The following is a 25,525-nucleotide window of genomic DNA, read 5'->3' on the forward strand; positions in this document are numbered from 1 at the left end:
CGCGGCTGTCCGGGGACAGCGATCACGGTGTTCGACTGGAAATTGGACCGCATCACGAGGCTGGACCGAGACGGCAACTTGATCGACACTCGGGCGCTTGCCGTGACCGGAGTGCAACCGTATGGCAGCCCCACCTGCTCGCCCGACGGCAATCTGGTTTTTGCTCCGTGGCCGGACGACGAGTGGAGCATCGAGCAGAGGGTAGCCGACCGTGAGGCATATCGTTGGAACATGACGGTGAGTTGGGAACGGTATAATGACGGCGTAGTAACGCTGGCGCAGGGAATCCCCGGAACGGAGCGCCGACGCTATGCCCACACTTCCGGTCCGAGAACGTGGGGGAAAGACATGGCCTTCGCGGTCACGGCCACCGGCGTCTGGTACGGATCGGCCGATGACTACGAACTCGAACATGTGGATTGGAACGGTAGAGTCACCCGCATCGTGCGATGGGCGGGGCCGGATCTCGAAGTCACGCGCGAGCACCTGAACCGCTTCCGGGACGCCTACCTGGCCCGGTACGAAACACCTGAGGAACGCCGACGCTTCGAGAGGGAACGGTGGCCGTGGATTCGGGACGACGTTCCGGAGCGCTTTCCCGCCTATGTATCAGAGGGCCTCGTGTCGCTCCCGGACGGCAGCGTGTGGGTGGTGCCACACCCCTGGCGAGACATGGGTGGCGACGAGTTCCACTTGTTGGGTCCGGACGGCGATTGGCTCCATCGCCTCACGATCCCGTCCGGCCGAACCCTGCTCGACGCCGGTCCGGGCTGGGTACTGCTGCTTGAACAAGGCGAGTTCGACGAACAGAGCGTGGCTGTCTACGAGTTGGTGGAGGGCTCCTGATCAGCGCATGACTCGCGAAAGGGTTGGCGGCTCGATTCCGAGCCGAAGGTTTCGCATCGGGGATTCCCTCATGTTCCCCGGTTGCTCCGACGCACCGGAACCTGCTACTCGACAGGATCCATCCACGCCGTCGGATGCCCCACGTGAAGTTGTGGTGACCACGACCATGACGACAGAAGATCTCGCGAGCGAACGCGTCTGTCTCGATCAAGGAGGACCTCACGTACTCGAAGCGGAAGCGGCATCTGAGAATGCGGCAACGGGCTTTCTGACCGTTGATCACGGAAGAACCTGCTCCTGCTCGTCGAATTCCAAGGAAGAGCCGAAAGGTTCATGGCGCTGCGGACGAGCACGTACGCGCCGGACGAACTCGTCCCGCTGGTGCTCGGGCTGGCCCGCAACCTTCAGGCGGAGGACATGGCGGCGCAGTTGGCGGCGGTTCGTCGGCCGGTGGACGAACACCGGGACCCGGAGCTGAGCCGATTCATGGCGGAAAAGGTGAACAACACGCTAGGTTTGAGGAAGTATCCGGAAGAAATGAAAACGGAGGGAGCGAAGATAATGGCGGAAGTGGTCGACGTGTTCCAGCGCAGCTTGGACGATCTGGTCGAGAGGGGAAGGCAGCAGGGCATGCAGCAAGGGGCTCGGGAAGAACGCGTGTCGGTCCTGCACCGGCAGGTCGCACGCAGGTTCGGCAACGATGCGGCCGGTTGAAGAGCCCCCCGAAGCCGAGGTGACTTACCCGTTCGGGGTCGATCCGAATATCGCCCGGGCGCGAACTCTCCCGGCGGAAATCTACCGAAGCGCGGCCGTCTTCGACCGGGCCCGCGAACGCATCTTCGCGCGCAGTTGGCAGCCCGTCGGAGAGCTGGCGAGTCTGAAGGCGCCCGGACGTGTCGTCCCCCTGACCATGCTCGAGGGCTGCCTGGACGAGCCCTTGGTTCTGACGAGGGCCGAAGACGGAGAGCCGCACTGTCTGAGCAACGTCTGCACCCACCGGGGGGCCTTGGTGGTGGAGGGCGAAGGCCACCGGCAGAGTCTCCGCTGTCGGTATCACGGCCGCCGCTTCGGGCTCGACGGCCGCATGAGGTTCATGCCTGAATTCGAGGAAGCGGAAGGTTTCCCCTCGCCGGCCGACGATCTGCCTCGCGCCCCGTTGCGGGAATGGGGGCCGCTCTTCTTCGCCTCGATCGACCCGGGATGGCCCTTCGAGGAGTGGATCGCCCCGGTCGAGGAGCGGACGGACTGGCTCCGGCCTCACCGCTTCATACTCGATCCGACCCGCTCGAGCGACTATCTGATCGAAGCCAACTGGGCCCTCTACTGCGACAATTTCCTCGAGGGCTTCCACCTTCCCTACGTGCACGGAGCCAGCCTCGGCGACAAAATCGACTACGCCGGCTACCGCACCGAGCTCTTCGACTGGTGTAACGTACAGGTCGGCACCGCACGGCGCGACGAACCTGCGTTCGATCCGCCCGTCGGCCATCCCGACGAGGGCGAGCGCGTGGCCGCCTGGTACTTCTGGCTCTTCCCGAACATCATGCTCAACTTCTACCCCTGGGGACTCTCGCTCAACGTGGTCCAGCCCCTGTCGCCATCCCGGACCCGCGTGCTCTTCCGGTCTTTCGTCGGAGATGCCGCCAAGCTGGATCAGGGGGCCGGAGCCGAACTTCACCGCATCGAGATGGAGGACGAGGAGATCGTGGAATCGGCGCAGCGGGGCGTCAGGTCGCGACTATACGACCGAGGCCGCTACTCCCCGACCCGCGAAGAGGGGCCTCATCATTTCCACCGCCTCCTTGCCCGATTCCTGGCGGTCTGGGCGGCGCTCTTCTGCCTTGCCGCCATCGCCGCTCCGGCCGACGCCCAGAGGCGCGGCCGACCCCAACCCGCGGAGCGAGGGTGGCCTCCCATCCTCGTCGGATTGCATGCGGGCAGCGACAACCTCTCCAACGCTAGCACTCTCGGAGCGCACGTGGTCATTCCCGTGCTCCCGGGCGGGCAGGTCGAGCTGGGAGGAAACGCGGACATCTTCTTTCTCAACGACCTGCGTGAGCGACAATTCAACCTGGACGGCTACCTTTACCCGCTCTCCTGGTTCGGAACGGAGGCGGGGCCCTACGCGGGCGGAGGGATCGGCTGGCGCAACACCATCTTTCTTGGAGATACCGAGAGGTCGACCCGGAGCTCCTACAGCGTCGTCGCCGGTGTGCGTTCGGCCGTGGTGGGGCCGGTAAGCTTGCGCATCGAGGCCCGTTGGATTTTCGTGGAGGACGTCGAGTACGATTCCCGCCATCTCACGATCGGGGCCAGCTTCCCGCTCTGGGGGCGCGGTAGTCGCGGACCGTTCCAGCCGGGAGGGTAACCGCCGCCTCGCCGGGCGGCTAAGCCGGCGACCTGCGGACGGACCTCTCACGGCATTCGAACGGCGCTGTATCCGCGGTTGGCCCCGGTCAGGCCAGAAGCTCGTCCACGTCGGCCCCGGTCGGGATCCCCCAGTCTTCGCGGTAGCCGAAGGTCTCGCGGATCGAATTTCCGTGGAAGTGGCCGTCCAGAACCTCGAGGTGATCGGCGGTGAGCAGGGCGGGGTGGGGGACTCCGCAGGCTCGGCTGATCAGCTTCAGCTCCTTGCGCAGGGTGACGACGTAATTTGCAAGCCTGCCTGCCTTGCTTGTCGGATCGAGCCCGCGCACGAGCCATCGGTTCTGGGTCGCCACGCCGGTCGGGCAGTGCCCGGTATGGCAGCGTTGGGCCTGGATGCACCCGACCGCCATCATCGCCTCTCTCCCCACGGCGATCATGTCCGCGCCGAGACTGAACGCCACGGAAGCGGTCTGTGGGAAACCCAACTTGCCCGAGCCGATCCAGACCACGTTCTGGTTGACGCCTCGCTCGGCGAAGACGCGATAGACCCTGCTGAAGGCGACCTTGAAGGGTAGCGCCACATGGTCGGCGAACGAGAACGGGGCCGCGCCCGTGCCGCCCTCGCCTCCGTCGATGGAGATGAAATCCACGCCCCGATCCTCCTCGGCCATATGCTCGGCCAGCTCTTCCCAGAACCCGAGCTGACCCACGGCGGACTTGATGCCGACCGGAAGGCCCGAACTCTCGGCCAGTTCCTCCACGAAGTCGAGCATCCCGTCCACGCAGGAGAACTCGCGGTGATAGTGCGGACTGACCACGCTGCGCCCTAGCTCGACCCCGCGGATGCCGGCGATCTCGGCGGTCACCTTCTCGGCGGGCAGCACCCCGCCCAGTCCGGGTTTGGCGCCCTGGCTGAGCTTGATTTCGACGGCCCTGATAGGGTGGGCGTCCACCTTCTCCATGAACTCGGCCCGATCGAAGCCGCCGTCCGGAGCTCGAGCGCCGAAGTAGCCCGTGCCGAGCTGCCAGATCAGCTCGCCGCCATTGAGGTGGTAGGAGGCGACGCCGCCCTCGCCGGTGTTGTGCAGACAGCCGGCGATCTCAGCGCCCCGGTTCATCGCCTCGACGGCGGCGGCCGAGAGCGAGCCGAAGCTCATCCCGCTCACACCCACGACCGAGCGCGGCCTGAAGGCGAGTCGCCGGCCCCGACGCCCACCCAGCACTCGCGCGCATGGCAGGAGATAGCGGTCACTCCCTCGGGCGACTCCGTCCGCGTCGGCCGTCCCGTCCTCCGGTCTCTGCAGGGTGTCGTGCTTGATGATCAAGTAGTTGCTGGAACGCTCCAGGTCGTTGTCGGTCCCGAAGCCGGAATAGTTGTTCTGCCCTTTCGCGGAGGCGTAGATCCAGCTTCGCTGATCACGCGAAAATGGGCGTTCCTCGTCGTTGGATGTGACGATGTACTGGCGCAGCTCCGGCCCGACCATCTCCAGGAGATACCGCAGATGGCCGATGATGGGGAAGTTCCTCAGGACCGCGTGTCGCTTCTGGGCGATATCGTAGATGGCGAGGACCACGAGTCCGCCGAAGACGAGAATGAGGATGAGCGGAGTCATGCCGAAGGTCCGCGAATGCTTCGTCCGCGGGCTGCTGGAGGTACGTCCACGGCCGTTACGTCCAGATGTGGTTTAGGTAGCGCTCGGGGGCGTTCAGGAAATCCCGAACCAGGTTGACCGGTTCGAGATCGTCGAAAGCGGCATGGACGATCGGGACCTCGTCGAACGAGAGCAGGTCGGCCCCGGGTATCGCCATGAGAATGGGCGAGTGCGTGGCAATGACGAACTGGGACCCGTCATCCACCGCTGCCTTGAGCATGCTCATGAATCCGAGCTGGCTCTGAGGCGAGAGAGCGGCCTCGGGCTCGTCGAGCAGGAAGAGACCTCGAGGCGAAAGCCGCTTGGCGAAGAGGTTGAGGAAGGCTTCGCCGTGCGACCGGGCGTCGGGATCGTTTCCGTAAGCGCTCGTCAAGGCGCCGAGCGAAGCGAGGTGGGTCCCCCGCGCCAGCGTCCGCGCCAGATCCGACGCTTCCGCGAATTCCTCGTCCACCCGGACCAGTTCGGCCTCGTGATCGCTCCGGGTGCGAGCGACCTTCCTCTGGAATCCGAAGAAATCCTCCGCTCTCAGAAAGAAGCCGCGCCGGTTGCGCCGCCTCCAGGTGATAACGAGCTCCTTGGCGAGCTCCCTCTGCCGGGCCAGCGTCGGGTCGGTCTCCAACCTTGCCGAACCTACCGCGGGCAACTCGCACGCGATCGCGAGCGCTTCCAGAAAGGTGGACTTCCCGCTGCCGTTCTCCCCCACCAGAAAGGTGACCTGGCTGGAGATTTCGAGCCGCTTCAGGGTGGCGACGGCGGGAACGGTGAACGGGAACTTCCCGGATCGCGCCGCAGGCGACGGGCGCCGGGTCACAGCGACCAACTGCGCGGCGCTCATTAACGGTCGGCGGTCCGCAGACAACGGCCGATGGTCCGCGGACGTCGTTCCGCAGGAGGCTCCACGGACTGCTCGGCTCCGTTCGGCATCCGCCTGGCTTCGAAACTCAGAACTCGCGCTTGAGCTGGAGAAGAAGAAGCCGTCCGATATCGGGGGCGCCCACGAATTCCGTGTGCCGGTGGTTCAGGATGTTGGATCCTGTGAGACCGATGCTGGTTCCCGCCCAGCCCGGAAGGTCGAACCGCACGGAGGCGTCGACGACGGCGTAGGCGTCTATTTTTCCGATGTAGACCCCGGAGTTCATGGGGAAGGAACCTGTGGCACGGACCTTGAGCCGAGCCGAGAAACCGCGCTCGAAGTCGTCGAAGCCGGCCCCGACGGAGCCCTTGTGGCGCGGCGCGTTCACCGCAACGTCGTGTACCGAGCCGCAGCTGCCGTCGTCGTTCAAATCGAAGCAGTCCGAGCTGAGGTGGGAGTATGAGCCGTCGATCTGAAATCGGTCGTCGAGCAGGAAGCGAAAGCCCAGATCCGCGCCCCAGTACTCGACCTCTCCGTAGTTCCTGTAGGAGAGTACCAGATCCGAACTCCCCTCCCCGTCGGGAGCCACCGTGCCCAGAGCGCCCGAGCTCAGCGAGCGAGCGAGCGTAGTCGCGCGGAGAGGCGTGATCGCGCCTTGGTCGATGAGCTCCTGCAGTCTGCTGAGAACGAAGCGCTCCACGCTGGCGGCGTCGAGGAATACGTTGGGCGACTCGATCTTGAGGCTGCCCATGAAATCCCGCGCCCGCGCAGCGAACAGATCCACGGAGACCAGGAGTTTGCGGCCCAGGACGCCCTTGTAGCCGACCTCGGCGGTGTTGTGGATGGTCGAACGCAGAGGCTCGGCCCCCTCGGGCAGGCCGTCCACCGCCACGTAGGGGTCGGTGGATCCGGACTGAGCGGCCACCAGGTCGAACGTGCGCAGTACGGTGACCAGTTCCGGGTCGCCCTCCCCGCCCGGACCGTACAGGAGTGCGCGAAGCTCGGCGGGTACCACGAGGTCCACAAGCCGATTCCAGACCGCCGTTCCGTTCGCCGGCAACCGTCCCGCGACGATCGGCGAGTACATGCAGAGCGAGAGATAGCCGCTCTCGCAGCGGTCCCCGTAGGTGAACCCGTCGACGGCGCCCCGCCCCCTGAGCTGGAAGGGCAGCGCCCGCGGCCCCATCGGAATAAGGCTGAGCGGCAGGTCTACGAAGAGGTTGTTGGTCGAGGGCGTCGCGAAGGCCCGGTTCACGGTGGCTCGGAAGCTGTGATCCGTAGTGGGTTTGACGACGAGCGCGATCCTGGGTGAGAGGTTCAGTTCATCGAGGCGGGCATGCCGGTCGATGCGCAGGGCCGTGACCAGGTCGAGCCTCTCGGAGAGCCGGGTGACGGAGTGGAGGTAGCCACCGACCTCGACCCAGTCATCGTCGTCCTCGAAACGGCCGTTGATGGTGCCTTCGGTACGTGGAGTGGTGGTGGTGAGATCGAGGCCGTAAATGAAGCTCTGCGCCCCGTCCCGAAGCTCGATTCCGTGCTGGAACTGGCCGCTCGACGAGCTGGAGCGGTCGACGAGTTTCTTGCCGGTGCGGAGGAGGTACGACTCGCCCGCATTGTTGCCGTTGTGGAAGAGCTGCGCGAAGAAACGTCCGCTCGAGAAGCGCGCCTGAGCGTACCAGGTCGTCCAGTCAACCCCCTGAAGAGCACCGATCTCACTGAGTTCGATGCTGCTCGGGGTCCGGTTGAGGCCGCTGGCCACCACGAGCGATCCCCCACCGAAGCGCCAGTCGACCCTTCCGTCCACCGATCCCCGCTTGTTCAAGGGAAGCCGGTTGCCGATGCGCGGATTCGACGGATCGATCAGGGCCGCGGCCTTTTCGAAAGGATCTTCGTGCTCGAAGTCGCGTCCCGAAAAGTACTGGCCGGAGATCTTGAAACCGAGATTGTCGCTGAGCGCGTGCGCGGTCCGGAACTGGCCGTGCAGAACGGTCCGCTCGCCTCCCATCAGAGAAACCGTCGTGCCGGTGCGGTCGAGCGGGGAGGTGGTGACGATGTGCATGACCCCGGAAGCCGCGTTTGGTCCGTAGAGGGCCGCGCCCGGTCCCAGCGACACCTCGATGCGCTCGATGTCGAGCTCGGTCGTGGGAATCATGTGGTGCGCGTTGAAACGCATGGACGGGACGCGGGCATAACGGTTGTCGACGATCGTCAGCAACGTTCCGGACATGACGGCGTTGAATCCGCGAGCCACCACGGTGTGCTGGTTCAGCCCGGTGCGAACCGCATCCACTCCCGGCAGCGAGCGTACGTGCTCGACGGGAACGAGGGTGGAGATTCTGGCCATCTCGAAGGCGGAAACGCTGCCTACCGACGCCGGTGCTTCCAACGCCTTCTCTCGGGTGCGCGAAGCCGTGACCACGATCGGATTGAGCTGCAGGGAGCGGGGCACTAGCGAGATCTCGATCGGACCGGCCGCGACGCGGGCCTCCACGCCCTCCATGCGCATCGTCTCGTAACCGATACGGGAAATGAACAGGGTGTGAGCGCCTTCGGCGACCGAGATCAGAAAACGCCCGTCGTCGTTGGTGACGTGCAGGTCTTCGCTGCCCGGCAGAGTGATCGAGGCTCCCGGCACCGCTTCGCCGGTTTCGGCGTCGACGACCCGACCGACGATCCGGCCGTCCTGTGCCGCGAGCTCCTCGCCGAGGCCGAAAAGCGAGGCTCCGCACACGGCTGCTAGGATTACCCGACGAAACCTGCTTTCCGGGGTGCGAATCGATCCGATCATGTCTCTTGCCCGGGTGAGCCGCCCCGCGAACCGGCGCCGCCTGTTCAAGGTTAGACGATAAGCGGGGCCGATGCAAATGGGGCAGCGGGGGTGGGGTGTGTCGGCCCGGCCGTCAAGGGGGAGCGCCTGGCCGAGGCGCGGTCCGCCTTCGGGGGTTTGGGGCCTTGGCGGACCACCGCACCGACGAGCGAGGCTGGCGCTGCCGGCACGCCTGCCCGATAATACATCCGCCGAGAACACATCCGGTCCCCCTCGAAGCGGCGCCCGACTCGAGGGATCGCCCGCGAACCTCCGAGCCCGCATCGCCATGTCCGTCTCCGCTTGTCCGAACCGTTTCGTACCCGTCCAGGCATCGTTGGTTCTTGCCTCCGCCTTGGCTCCACTCGCGGTCGGGCCGCTCGAAATCTCGGCTTCGCTCGAAGCCCAGGAGATGGTCGAAGACGTGCTCGACGTCATGCGGCCACGCGAGATAGGCCCGGCCCTGATGGGCGGCAGGGTCGCCGACCTCGCTCCCGTCGAGTCCGACCCCGAGCGCTTCTACGTGGGCTTCGGTTCCGGCGGAGTGTGGTTCACCGAGAACGCCGGCGCCTCCTGGACGCCCCTCTTCGACGACCAGCCCTGCGCGTCCGTGGGAGACGTGACCGTCTTCCAGGCCAACCCCAACATCGTATGGGTCGGTACGGGAGAGCCCCAGAATCGGCAGAGCTCCCAGTACGGCTGCGGCGTATTCAAGTCGATGGACGGCGGAAGAAGCTGGAACTTCATGGGCCTTGAGGAAACGCGGCACATAGGGCGCATGGCGCTCCATCCGTCCGATCCCGACATCGCCTACGTTGCGGCGGTGGGAGAGCTTTTCGGAGCGAATCCCGAACGGGGCGTCTACCGCACTCGGGACGGCGGCACGACCTGGGAGAAGGTCCTCTACGTGGACGAGCACACCGGGGCGATAGACCTGGTGATGGACCCCGACGACCCGCGCGCGCTCTACGCTGCCCTCTACCAGCGCAGACGTACGGCCTTCGGCTTCAGCGCGAGCGGCTCGGGCAGCGGGCTGTACCGCACTCTCGACGGCGGAGAGAGCTGGACGGAGCTCACCGACGGCCTGCCCGAGGGCGACAAGGGACGCATCGGCATAGACGTCTACCGCAGGGACGGGAACCTGATCTACGCCCTCGTCGAATCTCGCGGAGACGGCCGGGGCCTCTACCGTTCGACCGACCGGGGCGGAAGCTGGGAAAAGATATCCGACCGCAACCCGAGGCCCATGTACTTCAGCATGGTGCGGATCGACCCCGGCAACCCCGAGCGCATCTACCTGGGCGGGGTTTCGTTCTCCGCCTCGGACGACGGCGGTCGCACCTGGTGGGACGGAGACGCCGCCGAGGGCATCCACGTCGATCACCACGCCCTCTGGATCGACCCCGCCAACTCCGATCACGTGATACTCGGAAACGACGGGGGCGTGGCCGTCAGCCGCGACGGCGCCCGGACCTGGAGGCACCTCAACAACCTGGCCGTCGGGCAGTTCTACGAGGTCGGCGTCGACATGAGCGATCCCTATCTCGTCTGCGGAGGCCTCCAGGACAACAGCTCCTGGTGCGCACCGAACGAGACCCGCACCGGGTACGGTCTCCGCAACGGCGACTGGTTCGACGTCTGGGGCGGAGACGGCTTCTTCAACCAGTTCGACCCAACGAACCCGGACATCCTCTACACCGAGTCGCAGGGAGGGAACTCGGGCCGCGTGAACCTCGCGACCGGCGAGTCGGCTCCCATGCGTCCCACCCCTGCGGACCCCGAAGACGAGTACCGTTGGAACTGGAACGCGCCCATCGCGGTCTCGCACCACGCCGCCGAGGCCGGCGGCATGAGGACGGTCTACGTGGCCAGCAATTTCCTGCACCGCTCCACCGACGGCGGTGGGAGCTGGGAGGAAGCGAGCCCGGACCTCACGCGTGCGATCGACCGCGATACCCTTACCATCATGGGCGAGCTCGTGACCGATCGAACCCTCTCCCGCCACGACGGGCAAAGCCGCTACGGCACCATCGCCACGGTGTCGGAATCGCCGCTCTCCGCAGAGATTATCTGGGTCGGCACGGACGACGGCAACGTCCAGGTGACCCGCGACCGCGGGGCGACATGGACCAATGTGGCGTCGGCGGTCCCCCGCGTGCCGGACGGAACCTACGTGTCCCGGATCGAAGCCTCGAACCACTCGCCGGGTCGAGCCTACGTCACCTTCGACGGCCACTGGTCCGCCGACTACAGCCCCTACGTCTTCGTCACCGAGGACTTCGGCGAGAGCTGGCGCGACCTCTCGGAAGGACTGCCGGAATGGTCCGTGAACGTCGTGCGCGAACACCGGGACTCCGAGGGGTTGATCTTCGTGGGAAGCGAGAACGGCGCCTTCGTCTCGGTCGACCGAGGTTCGAACTGGCATCGACTCGAGGGTCTCCCTCCGGTCCCGGTGGACGACATGACCATCCACCCGCGCGACGACGATCTGGTCATCGGCACGCACGGCCGGAGCATATGGATCGTGGATGATCTGATGCCGCTGCGGGCGCTGGCAAGAAACGCCATGGACGCCGGGGCGGATGGCGATGATGGTGACGCAGCGGGTGGGGCGATGCTCTTCCGCCCGCCCGGGGCCCTCCTCCACTTCCCCATGGGAGGCTGGCCGTTCGCGGGCGAGATGTTCGAGGGCGAAAACCCGCCCGAGGGCGCGGTCGTCAGGTATTGGCTGGCTGCGGACGCCGACTCGGCGACGCTCGCGGTGGAGAGCGAAAAAGGGGTCGTGCGCGAGCTCGAGGTGTCGGGAGACGCCGGCGCCCACCAGGTGGTCTGGGACTTGCGCGAGGGAACTCCGGTGGAGGTGCCGGCCACCGGTGGCGGCTTCGGCGGCGGAGGTTCCTCTCGCGGCCCGCTGGTTCTGCCCGGCGAGTACGGCCTCCGCCTGATCGCGGGCGACGTTACCGCGGAGAGCAGCATTCAAGTGCGCATCGACCCACGGGTCACGACCACGACCGCCGCCCTGGCGGCACGTCAACGCGCTGCCCGCGAGGCGGCGACTCTGAGCGGGTCCGCGACCCTCGGGCTGAACGCGCTCAGGGAGGCCCGGACGCAGTTGAGCGCCGCGCTCGAGCTTCTTCCCGACGACGCCGACGAGGCCGAGGAGGGATCTCTGACCGCCACGGCCACCGAGTTGGAGGAGCAGCTCGACTCCCTGCAGGCGAGCCTCGGGCGAGCGCGGCCGGGTCGCGCGGCATCGGGGATCGAACGCCATGCCGGATCCCCGACCCCCGATCAGCAGCGGGCACTAGATTGGTCGTGGGAGACCATGCCCGGGGCGCTGCGGGAGCTGAACGCCCTATTGACGGATGAACTGCCCAAATTCCTGGCCAGGATCTACCGGCCCGAGCTCGTCCCCCAGACCATCGATCCCGTACCCGTACCCGAACGCTGAAAAAGACCATGCCGCTCAGCCATCGCTCGTTCTCCATCGCCATTGCTTTCGCCTCCGCCGTCCTCATCGCGAGTTTCCCAACCGGACTCCAGGCCCAGGATCAGCAACGACCGGAGGGCTGGGACGTTCGCTTCGATTCTCCGGAAGCCACTGAAGACCAGCTCGAGGCCTTCACCGTCATGACCCCCGGCTGGCACGTCACTTCCGGGCCGGCGGCCATCTACGCACCGCCGGAGGAGGCCTCGGGCAACTACCGGCTCGAGATGGAGGTCTTCCTCTTCGATCCGGGCCGGCGACGGGAGGCGTTCGGGATCTTTTTCGGCGGCATGGACCTGATGGGCGACGGCGTCGAGTACTCCTATTTCCTGATTCGGAACGGAGGGGAGTTCATCGTCAAGCGCAGGGAGGGGCCGGAGGCGCCCACCCTTCTGCCGTGGACCGCCAACGACGCCATCCTCGCCTGGGACGATCGGGACGAAGGCGGCGCCAGTGTGAAGAACGTCCTGGTGGTGGAAGCGGGCTCCGATAACGTGCGCTTCATGGTGAACGACGTCGAGGTCGCCTCGCTGCCGCGCTCGGAGGTTCCCGCCGACGGACGCTTCGGCTTCCGCGTGAACCACGGACTCAACCTGCATATCTCGCGGCTGGAGATGACCGAGCTCGAGGCCCATCCGGTAATGCGGCCGGCGCTCTGACCGTATAGGTTGAGGCTCCTGCGGGATTGACTCAGTTCGAACGGACGGTCCCCAGGTCTCGTCCCTCACATCCGGAAACGCCATGAAGCTCAATCTGCTTGCCAGCGCCTTCGTGTTGCTGGCATCGCCCGTCGCCGCCCAGGACCTGGGCCCGGCCGACGGCCAGGACCTGCCCGGAACCGACCTCGACAGGGTCGTCGCCGGCACCGAGGCCCCCGATTTCACCGCAGTCACCCTCGACGGCGACCACCTCACGCTCTCCGGATTCCGGGGAGAAAAGGACGTGGTGCTCTTCTTCTACCGCGGCCACTGGTGACCCTACTGCGCCAGGCAGCTAGGTGAGCTGCAGGATTTCCTGACCGAGGAGCAGCGCGAGACCACCGAGGTCATCGCCATCTCCGCCGACAACGCCGAAGATCTGCGGAAGATGGTGGACCGGGTCGCCGAGGAGAACGACGGCTACCGGATCGACTACACGATGGTGACCGACGCGGGCGGAGCGATCATCAAACGCTACGGGATCTACAACGAGAATACGCCGGAGGGTCGTCTTCCCTTGCCGCACCCGACCGTGTACGTCATCGACCGCGAGGGCATGGTGCGCTGGAAGTTCACCGAGGTGGACTACCGGGTCAGGCCGGAGAACGCCGACATCCTCGCCGAGCTCGAGAAGATCCGCTGACCTGAGGGGCCGTCGGACGAACCGGGGGGAATTTCCACGTCGATGCGGATACGCCGGTCCAGCAGGCGGGTAACCACCTTGGGGCCGGAGATCTTCCGCAGGGCCCCGGCCCGCCTGAAATTCCCGTTGCGCGACGTGGACCCCGCCCCGGAAACCTATCGACTGTCCGCCGGACTCTTCCGACCGAGGTACTATGAGGGTATCGGGAGAGGACCGGGAACCGGGTATCAAGGAGCCGTGGAGAGGTCGGTTTCCGGGATCGAAGCCGCCGTCCCCTTTACCACCTGACGACGTGGTGGTAAGCGCGCGCCGCCGGACGCGATCGGCCCGCACTCCGTTCGGCTGAGCCGGCAGCAGCCGGGCGCCTCACCCGCCTGCCGCCGAGACCGTCCGGCCTTCCACCAGGACCTCTTCCGCTTCCCGCCGAACGTATGCGAGCGCGACAGTCTCGCGGAAGCGGGGTGACCACGCGGACGAGGTGACGTAGCCGGCCGGCTTGCCCGTGTCGGGGAAGCTGAGCGGGGTTCCTGCGGGCGGGGGAGCCATCCCGCCCAGCCTCAGCCGTCGGAGATGACGGTTGACCCGACCTCGGTCGCGGATGCGGACTATCACCTCCTGGCCGGTGTAGCAGCCCTTGTGGTAGTCGATGGCGCGCAGGTTGATGCCGGCTTCCACCGGGATGACGGTATCGTCCATGTCGATGCCGTAAACCGGGCTGTGCTCGGCTTCGAGCCGGAGCGTCCGCCAGAGCTCGGCCGAGCCGTCGATCATACCGGACACCGTCAGTGTCTTCTGCACGCCCGAGACGAGATCGCGACGGCCCAGGATCGTGAATGCCGGCGGCCAGACCTCGTCGCTGCGTACGATGACGAGTCGGCTCGGGTCTCCGTCAGGCGCGGTCCATTCGCCTGCGGCGAGGCCGCCGAGCGCCTCGGCGGTCACTGCCGTCGAACCGTCGGCTCCCGCGCCCGCCGCCGACACCCCTGACACCGCTTCCGCCGCCTCGGCTCCCGTGATCGTCAGCGCGCCCATGTCGTCGGAGATGTCCGCGACCTTGGCGAACCTCGGCGGGACGTACTTCTTCAGATGGGCGATGAACGGCTCCGAACCGCTCACCGGCACGTCGAGCAGGAGGACCTCGGGATCCCTTGACACCAGCAGAGCCCGGAGATCCGTGACCATCTTGCCCTTCGGCGTGAGCACGGCGTGAAAGGTGGCCCTCCCGTGCCTGCGGTCACCCTCCGGCGCGGCACCGGTGAGAACGCCGTTGAGCATCCGCCAGGGCGCTCGTCCGGTAACACGGAGCAAGGTTCGACCGAGTTCCTCGTAACCTACGTCGGACGCGCGCAGACGTTTGAAACCGGCTGACTTTTCGGTGGCGGCGGGGTAGCCTGCCGGTGGATGTCCGTGCCGGCCCGGCTCGGCTCGATTCAATTGCGGCGTCTCCGTTTTGATTGAGGAACGAACAGTTGGAAATCTACCCAGCGGCAAGATGAAGGATACCCCCAGAGATTCCCGTCCGCGGATCAGGCTCTCCCAGCTTTCCCACGGAGCCGGGTGAGCCTGCAAGCTCGGCATCTCCGAGCTGACGCAGGTCCTGCGTCACGTCGCTCCCGTCACGGACCCGAACGTCCTCGTGGCTCACGCCACGGGCGACGACGCCGCCGTCTACCGTCTGGCCGCCGACCGAGCCCTGGTGGTGACCGCGGATTTCTTCACTCCCATCGTCGACGATCCCCACGACTACGGACGCATCGCTGCGGCGAACGCTCTCTCCGACGTCTACGCGATGGGAGCGAGACCGCTCTTCGCGCTCAACCTCGTGGGATTCCCGAGGGAGCTCCTGGGCGACGGCATCCTGGAGAGGATTCTGGAGGGAGGAAGCGAGGTCGCTCGCCAGGCCGGAGTTCCGATCGTCGGAGGCCACTCGATCGACGACGCCGAGCCCAAGTACGGTCTCGTGGCCGTCGGGGAGGCGCATCCCGACCGGCTGGTCACCAACACCGGGGCTCGGCCGGGCGACCGGCTCGTTCTCACCAAGCCGCTCGGATCGGGCATCGTCGCCACGGCCATAAAGAAGAACGCAGCGAGCGCCGAGGTGATCGCTTCCGCAGTCGCGACCATGAGCGCCCTGAATGCCGCCGCCGCCCAGGTCATGCGCACCCACCGAGTGAGCGCCGGCACCGACGTGACCGGTTACGGACTTCTCGGCCATCTGCGGGCGATGCTCCTGGCGTCAGGTTGTGCTGCGGAGCTGGACGCGGATGCCGTACCCGTGCTCGACGGTGTGCGAGCGCTCGTACGCGACGGCCATGTTCCCGGGGGCACCAGGCGCAATCTGGCCGATGTGGCCGCTGACGTCGATTTCGCGCCCTCGGTCGACGAAGTCACCCGGACCCTGCTGGCGGACGCTCAGACCTCGGGCGGCATCCTCATGTGCGTGCCGCCGCCGGCGCTGGAGGCCTGCCTTGCGGACCTGACCGCTGCGGGCGCGACCGCCGCGGTGATCGGCGAGCTCAAGGAGGGGCGAGCGACTATACGGGTTTCTTCTCCATGAGCGCCACCTCGAGCACGTCGTCGAGCGTGCGGGCGAGATGGATGGTGAGCTGAGAGCGGACCTCCTCGGGAATGTCCTCCAGGTCGGCGTCGTTTGCCTCGGGAAGGATGACCTCCCGGATCTCGGCCCTGACCGCGCCCAGCACCTTCTCCTTGACCCCGCCGATAGGGAGGACCCGCCCGGTGAGGGTCAGTTCGCCGGTCATGGCCACATCGTGACGCACCATCCGGCCCGAGGCCGCTGAGACGAGCGCCGTGGCCATGGTGATGCCGGCGGAGGGACCGTCCTTGGGGATCGCCCCCGCGGGCACGTGGATGTGCACTCCGCGTCCGTTAAGGGCGGCCGCCTCCACTCCCAGCTTCGCCCCGTGCGCCTTCGTGTAGGAGAGGGCGGCCCGACCAGATTCCTTCATCACGTCGCCGAGCTGGCCGGTCAGAACCAACTTGCCTTCGCCGGGCATGACGCTGACCTCCACGAACATGATGTCTCCGCCCATGGGCGTGTAGAACATTCCGGTGGCGACCCCGATTCGGGGCTCGTCGGCCATCCGCTCGGGGTGTACCTTGGGCCGACCGAGGATCTCGCGCACCGCCTCCTCGCCCACCTCCATGCTCTCGATCTCACCGGCGGCGATCCGCCTGGCCAGCCTGCGCGCGAGTGCGCCGATGCGCTGCTCCAATTGGCGGACCCCGGCCTCCCGGGTGTAACCCCTGATCACCGCCGAGATGGCGTCGTCCGAGAGATCGAGGTGCTCTTCGGTGAGTCCGTTCTCGTCGAGCTGGCGCAGCAGGAGGTAGCGCCGGGCGATCTCCAGCTTCTCGGCCTCGGTGTACCCGGAAAACTCCACGAGCTCCATGCGGTCCAGAAGAGGGGGCGGAATACGGTCGCGCCGGTTGGCGGTCGCGATGAACAGCACCTCGGAAAGGTCGAAGGGGATGCCTAGATAATGGTCGACGAAGGTCGAATTCTGGGCCGGGTCGAGGACCTCGAGCAGCGCGGCGCTGGGATCGCCCTGGAAGGAGACGCCCAGCTTGTCGGCCTCGTCGAGAAGGAAGACCGGGTTCTTGAATTTCGCCTGCTTCATCCCCTGGATGACCCGACCCGGCATTGCGCCCACATAGGTGCGCCGGTGGCCGCGGATGTCCGCCTCGTCCCTGGCTCCGCCCAGCGACACCCGCACGTACTTCCGGTCGAGCGCCCGCGCGATCGAGCGCGCTATCGAGGTTTTGCCGACGCCCGGCGGACCCGCGAAGAGCAGGATCGGTCCACGTCCGCCCTCCTTGCCGCGCTCCCCTTGCAGCTTGCGCACCGCGAGGAACTCGAGGATGCGGTCCTTCACCTCCTCGAGCCCGTAGTGATCCTCGTGGAGAATCTCCTCGGCGCGGGTGAGGTCGATCTTCTCTTCGGTGCGCTCGTTCCAGGGGAGATCCACGATCCACTCCAGGTACGTGCGGATCACCTGGTACTCGGCCGACTGGGGGTTCGTGCGCTCCAATCGTCTGAGTTCGCGTTCCACCTCCGAACGCTGTTCATCGTCGAGCTCCAGTTCACCGATGCGCTTCCGCATCTCCTCCCCTTCGTCGCGCTCCTCCTCTTCGCCCAGCTCCTTGCGAATGGCGCGCAGCTGCTCCCTTAGGAGTACCTCGCGCTGCCGCTCGCCCAGCTCGGACTGGACCTGTGCCTGGATGTCCTCGCGAGCGTCGATCCGAGCCAGGTCGTGCTCCACCGCGACCAGGCAGTGATGGAGCCGTTCGTGGTCGTCCACCATCTCCAGCAGCTTTTGCTTCTCGGGGGCCTTGAGAGTCAGATAAAAGGCGACCAGATCCGCGGCCGCACCGGGGTCGTCCACCGTGTTGAGCACCTGGCCCATGGCTTCTCCCCGCTCACCCCAGCGTACGCTCAGCTCCGACGAGCGTTCGCGGAGCTCGCTCTCGAGAACCAGGAAGGCCTCGTCGTTCGGGTCGGGCCGGATGCGCGAGACGCGTTCGACCTTGGCGGACCAGGTTTCGCCCTCGCCTATGAACTCGACCGCCCTGGCCCGACGCTCGCCCTGTACCAGCAGTTGCAGTCCGCTGCGTGCCCGGCTCGTCTGAATGATGCGCACCGTCGTGCCCATCTTGTGGAAGTAGGCCGGATCGATGGAGTCCACGTCCTTCGTCTGCGCCAGCGCGAGCATGCGCCGATCACCTTCGAGGGCGAGATGGACCGCCGCGACAGTTCCGGCCCGGCCCGCCGAGATGGGAACGGCCACGCCCGGGAAGAGGACGGTGTTGCGGAGCGGAAGAACGGGTAGGGTGTCACTCACCGCCATGGGCTCACCGGGGATCGGTCGGAGTATATTGCTGCGTCGAATCGTTCATCCCTAAAGATACATGGGTTGGCAAGATCCCTATACGTCCGTGTGCTCCCGGGTCCCGGAGCCCGTCCTGGCCGGCCGAGTCTCTCGCTCGGGCCGCTTCCCGCTCTCGTTCGGGGTGGGCCGGCTTCTCCTGCTCGCGCTGACGGCGTGCGCTCCTGCCGACGGTGAGTCCCTCCCGGGTCGGTCCGAGGGGGCCGGAGAGGGCTCGGTGACGCCGGCGCCCGTCACGAGCCCGGCCGCGAGCTCGGGCAGATCCACCGTCTACGCCCCTCGCGGAGCTGTCGCTACCAGTCACCCGTTAGCTACCGGGGCGGCGCTGCGCGTGCTCGAGAACGGGGGCAACGCGTTCGACGCCGCAGTGACGGCGGCGGCCGTCCTCAACGTGGTGGAACCCCACATGACCGGAGCGGGGGGCGACCTCTTCGCCATCGGCTGGGTGGCCGCGGAGGAGAGACTCGTCGGACTCGATGCCAGCGGACGCTCCGGCTCGCTGATCGACGTGGACGCCCTCGTGGCGGGCGGGGCCACCGCCGTCCCTGGGAGCGGGGCCCAGGCGGTGACGGTGCCCGGCGCGTTCTCCGGCTGGGACGCGCTCGTGCGCGCACACGGCACGGTCACCTTGGCGGAGGCGCTGGAGCCCGCCGTCCGCATCGCCGAGGAGGGCTTTCCGGTCAGCCCCATAGTCGCTTCCGACTGGGCGGGAGTCGCTGAACATCTCAGGAGGGATGCCGGAGCTGCGGCCACATTTCTTATCGACGGCGAAGCCCCGGCCGCAGGCGAGTGGTTCGCGAACCCCGACCTGGCGCGCACGTTCAGGCGGGTCGCCGAGGGCGGCATTGAAGAGTTCTACGGCGGCGATCTGGGGCGCGAGATCGTGGACGGACTGGCTGCGCTGGGAGGTTATCTGACACTGGACGATCTCAGGGAGCACGAAGTCCGCTGGGTGGAGCCGCTCTCGGTTCGGTACAAGGGGTACGTTCTGCACGAATTGCCTCCGGCCGGTCAGGGGATCGCCGCCCTGCAAATGCTGGCCATGCTCGAAGGGTTCGATCTGCGCGCGATGGGCCACAACACGCCCGAATACCTCCATCACCTGATCGAGGCGAAGAAGCTCGCGCACGCCGATCTGGCCCGCTACGTGGCGGATCCGGCCCATATGGACGTGGTCGTCGCCGAGCTTCTCGACCGGGAGTACCTCGCCGCCCGAGCGGAGCTCATAGATCCGGAAGCCGCCCGGGACCGTCCCGACCCCGGGGAGCCGGCCACCGCGTCCGAGACCATCTACCTCTCCGTGGCGGACCGACACGGCAACATGGTCTCGTTCATCAACTCCATCTACAGCTACTTCGGATCGCGGGTGGTGGTGCCCGGCACCGGGCTCGTGCTCCAGAACCGCGGCGCGGGTTTCACGCTCGAAGAAGGACACCCAAACCGGATCGGCCCGCGCAAGCGTCCGCTCCACACCATCATCCCGGCGTTCGTCACCCGAGAGGGCGAACCCTGGCTGGCCTTCGGCGTCATGGGCGGCTCCATGCAGCCTCAGGGGCATGTGCAGGTGGTGCTCAACGTGATCGAGTTCGGGATGGATCTCCAGGAAGCCATCGACGCACCTCGCTTCCGGCATCTTTCGGGGACCGAGGTCGCGATCGAGAACCTGACGCCTGAGGGCGCGGAGGCGCTCGCGGCTCTCGGCCACACGCTCCGGAGTCCGCTGGAAACGGCCTTCGGCGGAGCGCAGGCGGTGATGCGGCTGCCGCGGGGATGGGCGGCCGGTTCGGATCCGCGCAAGGACGGGATGGCGGCGGGCCACTGAGCGCCGAACCAGGGAGCCCGAAAGCAGGCCGTCCGGTGCGAGCGGAGCGCCGAACCGACCCTTCTTCCTGGCGGGAAGGCGACCCGGGAGACGGAAGCTTCATTCCGTACTCGCGCCTGCCCGAAGGATTCGTGGAACGCAGCGGGCGGCGGAGCAGGCCGGTCGAGCCTCGCCCTGCCGCCACGGTCGTGCTCTATCGGGAGGTGGAGCGGGCGCCGCCGCCCGGCAGCCTGCGGCGGAGCTCGCCTGAGCGCCGATCGCTACCGAGTGCCGCGACGGCGCCGGAGTCCGAGGTGCTGCTCGTGCGCAGGAGTCGGTCGGCGGGCTTCGTGCCCGGCGCTTATGTCTTTCCGGGCGGTCGCGTAGACGAGGCCGACACCGCCCGGGAGCTCTCGGAACTGGCGGATCCGTGCCGGATGGCGGAGCTCGCCGGTCAACTCGGTCTCGACCCTCGGCCGGCCTCGGGCTACCTGATGGCGGCGGTCCGGGAGGCCTTCGAGGAGACCGGCATCCTCCTCGCTCGGAGCGACGGGGCTCCGGTACCGCCCGGAGCGGACTCGCCACGGGTCGGCCGGCTCCAGCAGGACCTCCTGAACGGCCACGGCACGCTCGCCGACGTGTTCGTCGCTCTCGATGCCCGGGTCGACTTGGAAGCGGTCGCGTATATCGCGCACTGGGTGACCCCGCTGGCCGAACCGAGACGTTACGACACCCGCTTCTTCGCGGCCCGGGTCCCGGACGGCTCGGAGGCGCTCATCGACTCGCGCGAGATGACCGACGCCCTCTGGTTGACTCCGCGCGAGGCGCTCGCTCGCCACGCTCGAGGTCGGCTGCCGATGATCTTCCCGACGTTGCGCACGCTGGAGAACCTGGCCGGTCACCGCAATGTGCGGAAGGCCGTCGAGGCCATTTCCAGTGCGTCGGTTCCGCGGATAATGCCGGAGCTCGTAATGGAGAAGGAAGGAGCGCGCTTCCGCTACGAACGCCGGTAGCGGCGGCAGTCCGTGGCGAACCTCGCACGAGCGCTACGCCGACGTGCCGGAGATACTCACTCCGATCTGGCGCGCCAAGCCACCCACGGCGAAGAAGCGCTCCAGCGTGAGCGGCGCGGGCCTAACTGCGTGCCAAGTCTCGCACCTGCGGGTGCTGCACGTCCAGTTCGTCCGTCCAGATACCGAGGATCTCGTCCACGCCGATGTCCGTGACTCGGAAGTCCTCGGGAATCTCGACACCTCCGAGCCAGTTGCCGTCAGGGCCGAGCACCAGCCAGGGTTCCGGTCCGCCGCTCTCGCTCATGCCACGAAAGGGACTTAGCCAGATCGCGCCGGTGGGGTCCACCAGCATCCGGGCGTAGGCCGGGCGGGTTTCCGGTGACGGCAAGTCCTCCATTGCGTCAACGTAGTACGGAGGCAGAGCCGACACTCCCGGCGGCAGGGGAACGTTGAGGCGGGCCTCCCGCTCCGCCCGAACCTGCTCTGCGTTTAGGGCCAAGGGAAAGTCGGGGATCCGAAGGATGCGGACGGTGTCGCCGCTCGCGTTCAGCTCTTCGATCTGCATGTGGTCCGAAGAGCCGACGAAGATCCTGTCGCCATGGGTGTCAAGCACAGAGGATTTTCTGAAAAGGGGAGCCGCGCTGAGGATGTCGTTGGTGTACTCCTCCCAGCCGGGTGTCCAGCCGATGGTGTCGCCGTTAGTGCTTTCCAGGTCGAAGAGCACCAATACCGTGGGGAACCGCACCAAGCCAACGGCGTCGTAGTCGAGCACCGACATTTCGACAACCATGAGTCCATCGCCCACGTATCGAACCTTGTTGATGTAGCGGTCGGGCCCCATCGTGCGGACCAGCCCGAGATCGCCTCCGAACATGGCCATGCGGCCATCCCAGTTGATGCCGAGCAAGGAATCGCCGACGAGTTCGATCTGCCCTAGGCTGGTGAACTCGCCCGGACCCTCGCCGCTGCCTCCCGCCGAACCGACGAAGTCGCCGTCGGCCGAGAACTTCCGGATCTCGTCCGAGCCTCGGTTCGCCACGACGATGCCGCCATCCGGAAGCCGCCTCACGTCCCCCACCCGATTGAAGTAGTGCGCATCGCCCGTGCCCGATTCCGCCAAGTCGAGCAAGGGCTCCACACCGACCCGCCAGTGCGCCGAATCACCCCAAGCCGGCGCAAACGACTCGATGATCGTGATACCGGCGCTGTCGCGCTCGACAGAGAGTGGAGGCAGATCGTCGTCGGTGGAGCACGCGCCGAAAAGCGCGGCCAGGACTGTGAGCCGGACTGGGGAGCCTACGCTCCGGCGGGTGGAGTTGTTCGCCCTCGGCATCTACATCTCCCGGTAGGCTGGGCCCGTTCCGCCCTCGCGGGGACTCCAGCGCGGGCCGAGCACGTCCGTCGCGCGACAGTCGACGCAGTTGGGCGCGTTCACGACGAGCTTGTCTTCGCGGTACTCGTATACGCCGGCCGGGCACAGGGCTTCGAGCATGCGGGCGTGCTCGGCGTCTACCGGTCCGTTTCCGACGTCCAGGTGGGAGGGGATGTCGTCCCGGGTCCGATTGCCGGAGCGGAAGACGGCGTCGAGCTTAGAGAAGGTGAGTTCTCCGTCGGGCGTGAACGGCTCGCGCTCGGTTGGCGGGCGTCGGGAATGGGCCGCGTCTTCATCCACCGCGATGCGCCCGCCCGGGAACCTGCCCCCGGTGAGCGTCATGAGGCCTGCGCCGATCACGCCCCGCGCCATCCCGCGCTTGAAGGCGAGTCGCATGTTGCGTCGCTTGTGGAGATCGCGTCCGATCTCGCTCTCGTCTGCGGCGGCCGTATAGCCGGCCAGGGCTTCCTCGGAAGTGTCGTCGTTACGGAGCGCCGAGAACGCCTGCCTTGCGGCGAGGATCCCGGAAAGTACCGCGTAGTGGACCCCCTTGAGCGACGAGACCTCGACGTAGCCTGCGGCGTCGCCCACGATCAACGCGCCCGCGCCGTGGCGGCGTTCCGGGAGCGAGTGGTACCCACCTTCCGGGATCGTGCGCGCTCCCCATTCGAGGAGTTCGCCGCCTTGGAGAAAGGGCTTGAAGAGCGGGTGCAGCTTCATCCTCTGGAGAAGTTCGTGTACGTCCAGGCCGGCGTCGGCGCTGTCGAGCCCCGCCACCAGCCCGAGGGAGATCTTCCTGCCGCCCATGGGATACATGAAGGAACCGCCGAAGGCACCCTTCAGCGGCCAGCCCATGGTGTGAACGACCCGGTCGAGCGGCCTGGGCGCCTCCCAGAGCTCCTTGACGCCGAGGGCGTAGATCTGCGGATTGGCGGAACCCACGCCCTGCCAGTCGAGCCATGCCTGCGTCAGCGGTCCCCGCGCGCCTTCCGCTACGATGGTGACGCGCGCTGCGACGTCCATCGCCGGCATGGCCCCGGGGCCGGCCGCTCCCGAGCGATCCAGACCGGAGGGCGTGGTACGAGCTCCGATCACCGCCTTGCCCGAGGTCAGCAGCGAGGCGACCGGGAAGCCGGGAAAGAGCATGACGCCCATGGCTTCGGCTTGCTCACCGATCCAGCGCACCAGCTCGGAGAGGGAAACGAGGCGGTTCCCGTGGTTGCGCATGGTCGGAGGCACGGGCATCCGCAGTGCGCGTTCCTCGGTCAAGAAATACGTAGACTCCCGCGTGACGGTACCGCGGAAGGGCAGGGAGTCGGGGGAGATGCCGGGGAAGAGCGAGAGGAGAGGTCCGGGGTCGATCACCGCGCCGGAGAGCGAGTGCTCGCCTATGGCTGCGGCCTTCTCCAGGACTCCGATCTCGATCTCTCCGCCCGCCTCTCCGGCCTCGGCGGCGGTTCGCGAAAGCCGGGCCAGCTCGACCGCCGCCGCGAGGCCGGCAGGCCCGCCGCCTATGATCGCGACGTCGAGCGGAACCGCTTCGGAGTCGGGTTTGGACTCGACGACTCCGCCGCCCGCGAGCGCCGGCCTGTGCTCCAGCGGTATCACGGAAGGCGCAGCGCCGCCGGAATGCGTCTGACGACTATCGTTTTGGACAAGTCGGCGTCGATCGTCACCCAGGCCGCGAGTCCGTCCGGACCGAAGGCGTCGGGGAGCTTCGTGCCGGCCGGGAGGGTGCCGGCGTAGGTGTCGTCGGCGCCGACGATGTCGATGGGGCCGCCGGCAGGTGCGGAGAGTCCGCCGATCCCACCTGGAATAATGGTTGCGTCCAAGTCGGACTCCGATTCGAACATCGACAAGGGATCGCCGGTCCTAACCACCCAGAGAGCGCCGTCCCAGCCGACTCCGAGGCCCGAGAGCACCGGCACCTCCGGGAAGAACTCCGGGTTGACCTGGTCGGTGAGGCCTGCCAACAGACCGTCCATCACGGCCGCCGCGTCCGACGGCATGAGTTCTTCGATGCCGTCCAAGGCCGCGCTCTGCGCCTCTCTGATGCGGGTTCCGATCTCGGCCCTCATCTCCTCCGTCACAGGTGTCGGCGTCAGGGGGCGTCGGACTATCCGGTTCAGGCGACCGTCGGCGTCGACCAGTTTCACCTCCCAGGTGGTCGAGTCGATGTACGCCAGACCGTTGTCCGGCAGGACCCCGAAAGCGAACGGCGGAGGGAAGAGCCAGGCGGTTTGGGCCCGGTCCATGGACAGGAGCGAGCTCATGTCGGCAAACGCCATCTCTTCTTCGCTCAGCTGCGTGATGTCCGGGTTCATCTGAACGCCGATGCTCGTGGCCTCCCCTTCAGACGGCCGCCAGGCGCGAAGGGCAGTGTCCACCGTGACCCGGTTCCCTTCCAGGCCTACCCGTTCGACGATTCCCGTCGGTCCGGTGTTCAGAGTCTGCACGGAAAAGGTCTGCTCGTCGATGTCCATGTCCATGTCGCTGAGCACGGTCCTGTAAACGAAAGCCCCGTCCCGTCCGGCCGCGACCCGCTCCGCCAGCCCCGCCAGCCCCGGCACCATCCCCGTCAGCATCCCGCCGGACGGCCGCGGGAAACGTACCATGCGCTCGTAGGCCCCGTCGGGAGCGTAGACCAGGAAGGCGCTGTGCTCCCGGTCCTTCACCACGGATCTGCCGTCGGAGAGGACCCCGAAGTTCACGGGAGCCCGAAAATCTCCACGTTCCCAGCCCATCCGGCCGAATTCGCGCGCCACGGCGCCGTCCACCCCGAATACGACGATGCGGCCAGTCTGCGGCCGAAGCCCCTTTTCGAAGACGAGGAGCTCTCCGGCAGAGTTGAAGGCGAGCTGGAGCTCCTTCGTGAAATCCGCGAAATCGCCGAACGGGCTCTCGGGTTCGGGATCGTCGGACTTGGGCATCGCCACGCTGTAGACCTCCACGAAATCGGCCTCCAGCGCACGGTCCTGCGCCGGCAGCTCGACGACCTCCTGGGCCGGAGCGGCCGAGGTCGGGAATATGACCGCCAGCAGGGCGGCGACGCTTGCGTTACGTATCATGGGAACGATGGC

Annotated in this window: 18 protein-coding genes; 10 read left to right on the plus strand and 8 right to left on the minus strand. The window is 66.9% G+C overall.

The genetic code is table 11. The features are described 5' to 3' along the window. From J4G12_08000 to J4G12_08010, 3 genes are all read left to right on the plus strand, one after another. Window positions 1-846: hypothetical protein (locus J4G12_08000; GenBank protein ID MCE2455738.1), on the plus strand; the 846-nt coding region annotated here is incomplete at its 5' end. Window positions 847-1,179: 333 nt separating this feature from the next. Further along, the gene (locus tag J4G12_08005) at window positions 1,180-1,560 is read left to right on the plus strand and encodes a hypothetical protein (GenBank protein ID MCE2455739.1); all 381 of its coding nucleotides are present in this window, start codon (window positions 1,180-1,182) and stop codon (window positions 1,558-1,560) included. Continuing rightward, window positions 1,547-3,214 carry a Rieske 2Fe-2S domain-containing protein gene (locus J4G12_08010; GenBank protein ID MCE2455740.1) on the plus strand — a complete coding sequence of 556 codons (1,668 nt, stop codon included), beginning with the start codon at window positions 1,547-1,549 and terminating at the stop codon, window positions 3,212-3,214. The genes J4G12_08005 and J4G12_08010 overlap by 14 nt, the downstream gene beginning before the upstream one ends. A gap of 88 nt (window positions 3,215-3,302) precedes the next feature. On the opposite strand, the gene J4G12_08015 is transcribed toward J4G12_08010, so the two are convergent. The 3 genes from J4G12_08015 to J4G12_08025 form a co-directional block, all read right to left on the minus strand. Continuing rightward, window positions 3,303-4,826: an FMN-binding glutamate synthase family protein gene (locus tag J4G12_08015; GenBank protein ID MCE2455741.1), complete on the minus strand. Its 1,524-nt coding sequence runs from the start codon at window positions 4,824-4,826 to the stop codon at window positions 3,303-3,305. 55 nt (window positions 4,827-4,881) lie between these two features. Further along, window positions 4,882-5,700, minus strand: coding sequence for an AAA family ATPase (locus J4G12_08020; protein ID MCE2455742.1), 819 nt, complete (start codon window positions 5,698-5,700; stop codon window positions 4,882-4,884). Window positions 5,701-5,806: 106 nt separating this feature from the next. Further along, complete coding sequence (locus J4G12_08025) at window positions 5,807-8,506, minus strand: TonB-dependent receptor (GenBank protein ID MCE2455743.1); 2,700 nt, start codon at window positions 8,504-8,506, stop codon at window positions 5,807-5,809. Between the two features lie 307 nt (window positions 8,507-8,813). On the opposite strand from J4G12_08025, the gene J4G12_08030 reads away from it, so the two are divergent. The 4 genes from J4G12_08030 (at window position 8,814) to J4G12_08045 (ending at window position 13,352) form a co-directional block, all read left to right on the plus strand. Beyond that, the gene (locus J4G12_08030; GenBank protein MCE2455744.1) at window positions 8,814-11,975 is read left to right on the plus strand and encodes a hypothetical protein; all 3,162 of its coding nucleotides are present in this window, start codon (window positions 8,814-8,816) and stop codon (window positions 11,973-11,975) included. Window positions 11,976-11,983: 8 nt separating this feature from the next. Beyond that, window positions 11,984-12,670: a hypothetical protein gene (locus J4G12_08035; protein MCE2455745.1), complete on the plus strand. Its 687-nt coding sequence runs from the start codon at window positions 11,984-11,986 to the stop codon at window positions 12,668-12,670. An 82-nt stretch (window positions 12,671-12,752) separates the two neighbouring features. Continuing rightward, the gene (locus J4G12_08040; GenBank protein MCE2455746.1) at window positions 12,753-12,986 is read left to right on the plus strand and encodes a redoxin domain-containing protein; all 234 of its coding nucleotides are present in this window, start codon (window positions 12,753-12,755) and stop codon (window positions 12,984-12,986) included. 27 nt (window positions 12,987-13,013) lie between these two features. Then, complete coding sequence (locus J4G12_08045) at window positions 13,014-13,352, plus strand: redoxin domain-containing protein (GenBank protein MCE2455747.1); 339 nt, start codon at window positions 13,014-13,016, stop codon at window positions 13,350-13,352. Window positions 13,353-13,718: 366 nt separating this feature from the next. Here J4G12_08045 and J4G12_08050 read toward each other — a convergent pair whose 3' ends face one another. Further along, window positions 13,719-14,786, minus strand: a complete 1,068-nt coding sequence (locus J4G12_08050) for a hypothetical protein (GenBank protein ID MCE2455748.1) — start codon at window positions 14,784-14,786, stop codon at window positions 13,719-13,721. 58 nt (window positions 14,787-14,844) lie between these two features. On the opposite strand from J4G12_08050, the gene selD reads away from it, so the two are divergent. Beyond that, on the plus strand, window positions 14,845-15,909 hold the full coding sequence (selD, locus tag J4G12_08055; GenBank protein MCE2455749.1) for a selenide, water dikinase SelD: 1,065 nt from the start codon (window positions 14,845-14,847) through the stop codon (window positions 15,907-15,909). Here the strand turns inward: selD and lon are convergent. Next, window positions 15,887-18,220 (minus strand): endopeptidase La, encoded by a 2,334-nt coding sequence (gene lon, locus J4G12_08060; GenBank protein ID MCE2455750.1) that lies wholly within the window; start codon window positions 18,218-18,220, stop codon window positions 15,887-15,889. The genes selD and lon overlap by 23 nt on opposite strands. A gap of 256 nt (window positions 18,221-18,476) precedes the next feature. Between lon and ggt the strand changes: the two genes are divergently transcribed. After that, window positions 18,477-20,081, plus strand: coding sequence for a gamma-glutamyltransferase (gene ggt / locus J4G12_08065; protein MCE2455751.1), 1,605 nt, complete (start codon window positions 18,477-18,479; stop codon window positions 20,079-20,081). 35 nt (window positions 20,082-20,116) lie between these two features. Continuing rightward, the gene (locus tag J4G12_08070) at window positions 20,117-21,073 is read left to right on the plus strand and encodes an NUDIX hydrolase (GenBank protein MCE2455752.1); all 957 of its coding nucleotides are present in this window, start codon (window positions 20,117-20,119) and stop codon (window positions 21,071-21,073) included. A gap of 121 nt (window positions 21,074-21,194) precedes the next feature. On the opposite strand, the gene J4G12_08075 is transcribed toward J4G12_08070, so the two are convergent. Genes J4G12_08075 through J4G12_08085 form a run of 3 tightly spaced genes read right to left on the minus strand, consistent with a single transcriptional unit; the run spans window position 21,195 to window position 25,513 of the window. Continuing rightward, window positions 21,195-22,406: a hypothetical protein gene (locus J4G12_08075; protein ID MCE2455753.1), complete on the minus strand. Its 1,212-nt coding sequence runs from the start codon at window positions 22,404-22,406 to the stop codon at window positions 21,195-21,197. Next, window positions 22,407-24,053, minus strand: coding sequence for a 4Fe-4S dicluster domain-containing protein (locus tag J4G12_08080; GenBank protein ID MCE2455754.1), 1,647 nt, complete (start codon window positions 24,051-24,053; stop codon window positions 22,407-22,409). Next, complete coding sequence (locus J4G12_08085) at window positions 24,050-25,513, minus strand: hypothetical protein (GenBank protein MCE2455755.1); 1,464 nt, start codon at window positions 25,511-25,513, stop codon at window positions 24,050-24,052. The genes J4G12_08080 and J4G12_08085 overlap by 4 nt, the downstream gene beginning before the upstream one ends. Between the last annotated feature and the right edge of the window lie 12 nt (window positions 25,514-25,525).

The sequence above is a fragment of the Gemmatimonadota bacterium genome (genome assembly GCA_021295815.1).
In the GTDB taxonomy this organism is placed as follows: Bacteria; Gemmatimonadota; Gemmatimonadetes; order Longimicrobiales; family Gaopeijiaceae; genus JAGWBQ01.

Excerpts from the sequence above, each read along its gene's own strand:
- J4G12_08075 (MCE2455753.1), bottom strand. The coding sequence starts at position 22,406 with ATGCCGAGGGCGAACAACTCCACCCGCCGGAGCGTAGGCTCCCCAGTC.
- J4G12_08020 (MCE2455742.1), bottom strand. The coding sequence starts at position 5,700 with ATGAGCGCCGCGCAGTTGGTCGCTGTGACCCGGCGCCCGTCGCCTGCG.
- lon (MCE2455750.1), bottom strand. The coding sequence starts at position 18,220 with ATGGCGGTGAGTGACACCCTACCCGTTCTTCCGCTCCGCAACACCGTC.
- J4G12_08030 (MCE2455744.1), top strand. The coding sequence starts at position 8,814 with ATGTCCGTCTCCGCTTGTCCGAACCGTTTCGTACCCGTCCAGGCATCG.
- J4G12_08010 (MCE2455740.1), top strand. The coding sequence starts at position 1,547 with ATGCGGCCGGTTGAAGAGCCCCCCGAAGCCGAGGTGACTTACCCGTTC.
- J4G12_08025 (MCE2455743.1), bottom strand. The coding sequence starts at position 8,506 with ATGATCGGATCGATTCGCACCCCGGAAAGCAGGTTTCGTCGGGTAATC.
- J4G12_08005 (MCE2455739.1), top strand. The coding sequence starts at position 1,180 with ATGGCGCTGCGGACGAGCACGTACGCGCCGGACGAACTCGTCCCGCTG.
- J4G12_08085 (MCE2455755.1), bottom strand. The coding sequence starts at position 25,513 with ATGATACGTAACGCAAGCGTCGCCGCCCTGCTGGCGGTCATATTCCCG.
- J4G12_08040 (MCE2455746.1), top strand. The coding sequence starts at position 12,753 with ATGAAGCTCAATCTGCTTGCCAGCGCCTTCGTGTTGCTGGCATCGCCC.
- J4G12_08015 (MCE2455741.1), bottom strand. The coding sequence starts at position 4,826 with ATGACTCCGCTCATCCTCATTCTCGTCTTCGGCGGACTCGTGGTCCTC.
- J4G12_08035 (MCE2455745.1), top strand. The coding sequence starts at position 11,984 with ATGCCGCTCAGCCATCGCTCGTTCTCCATCGCCATTGCTTTCGCCTCC.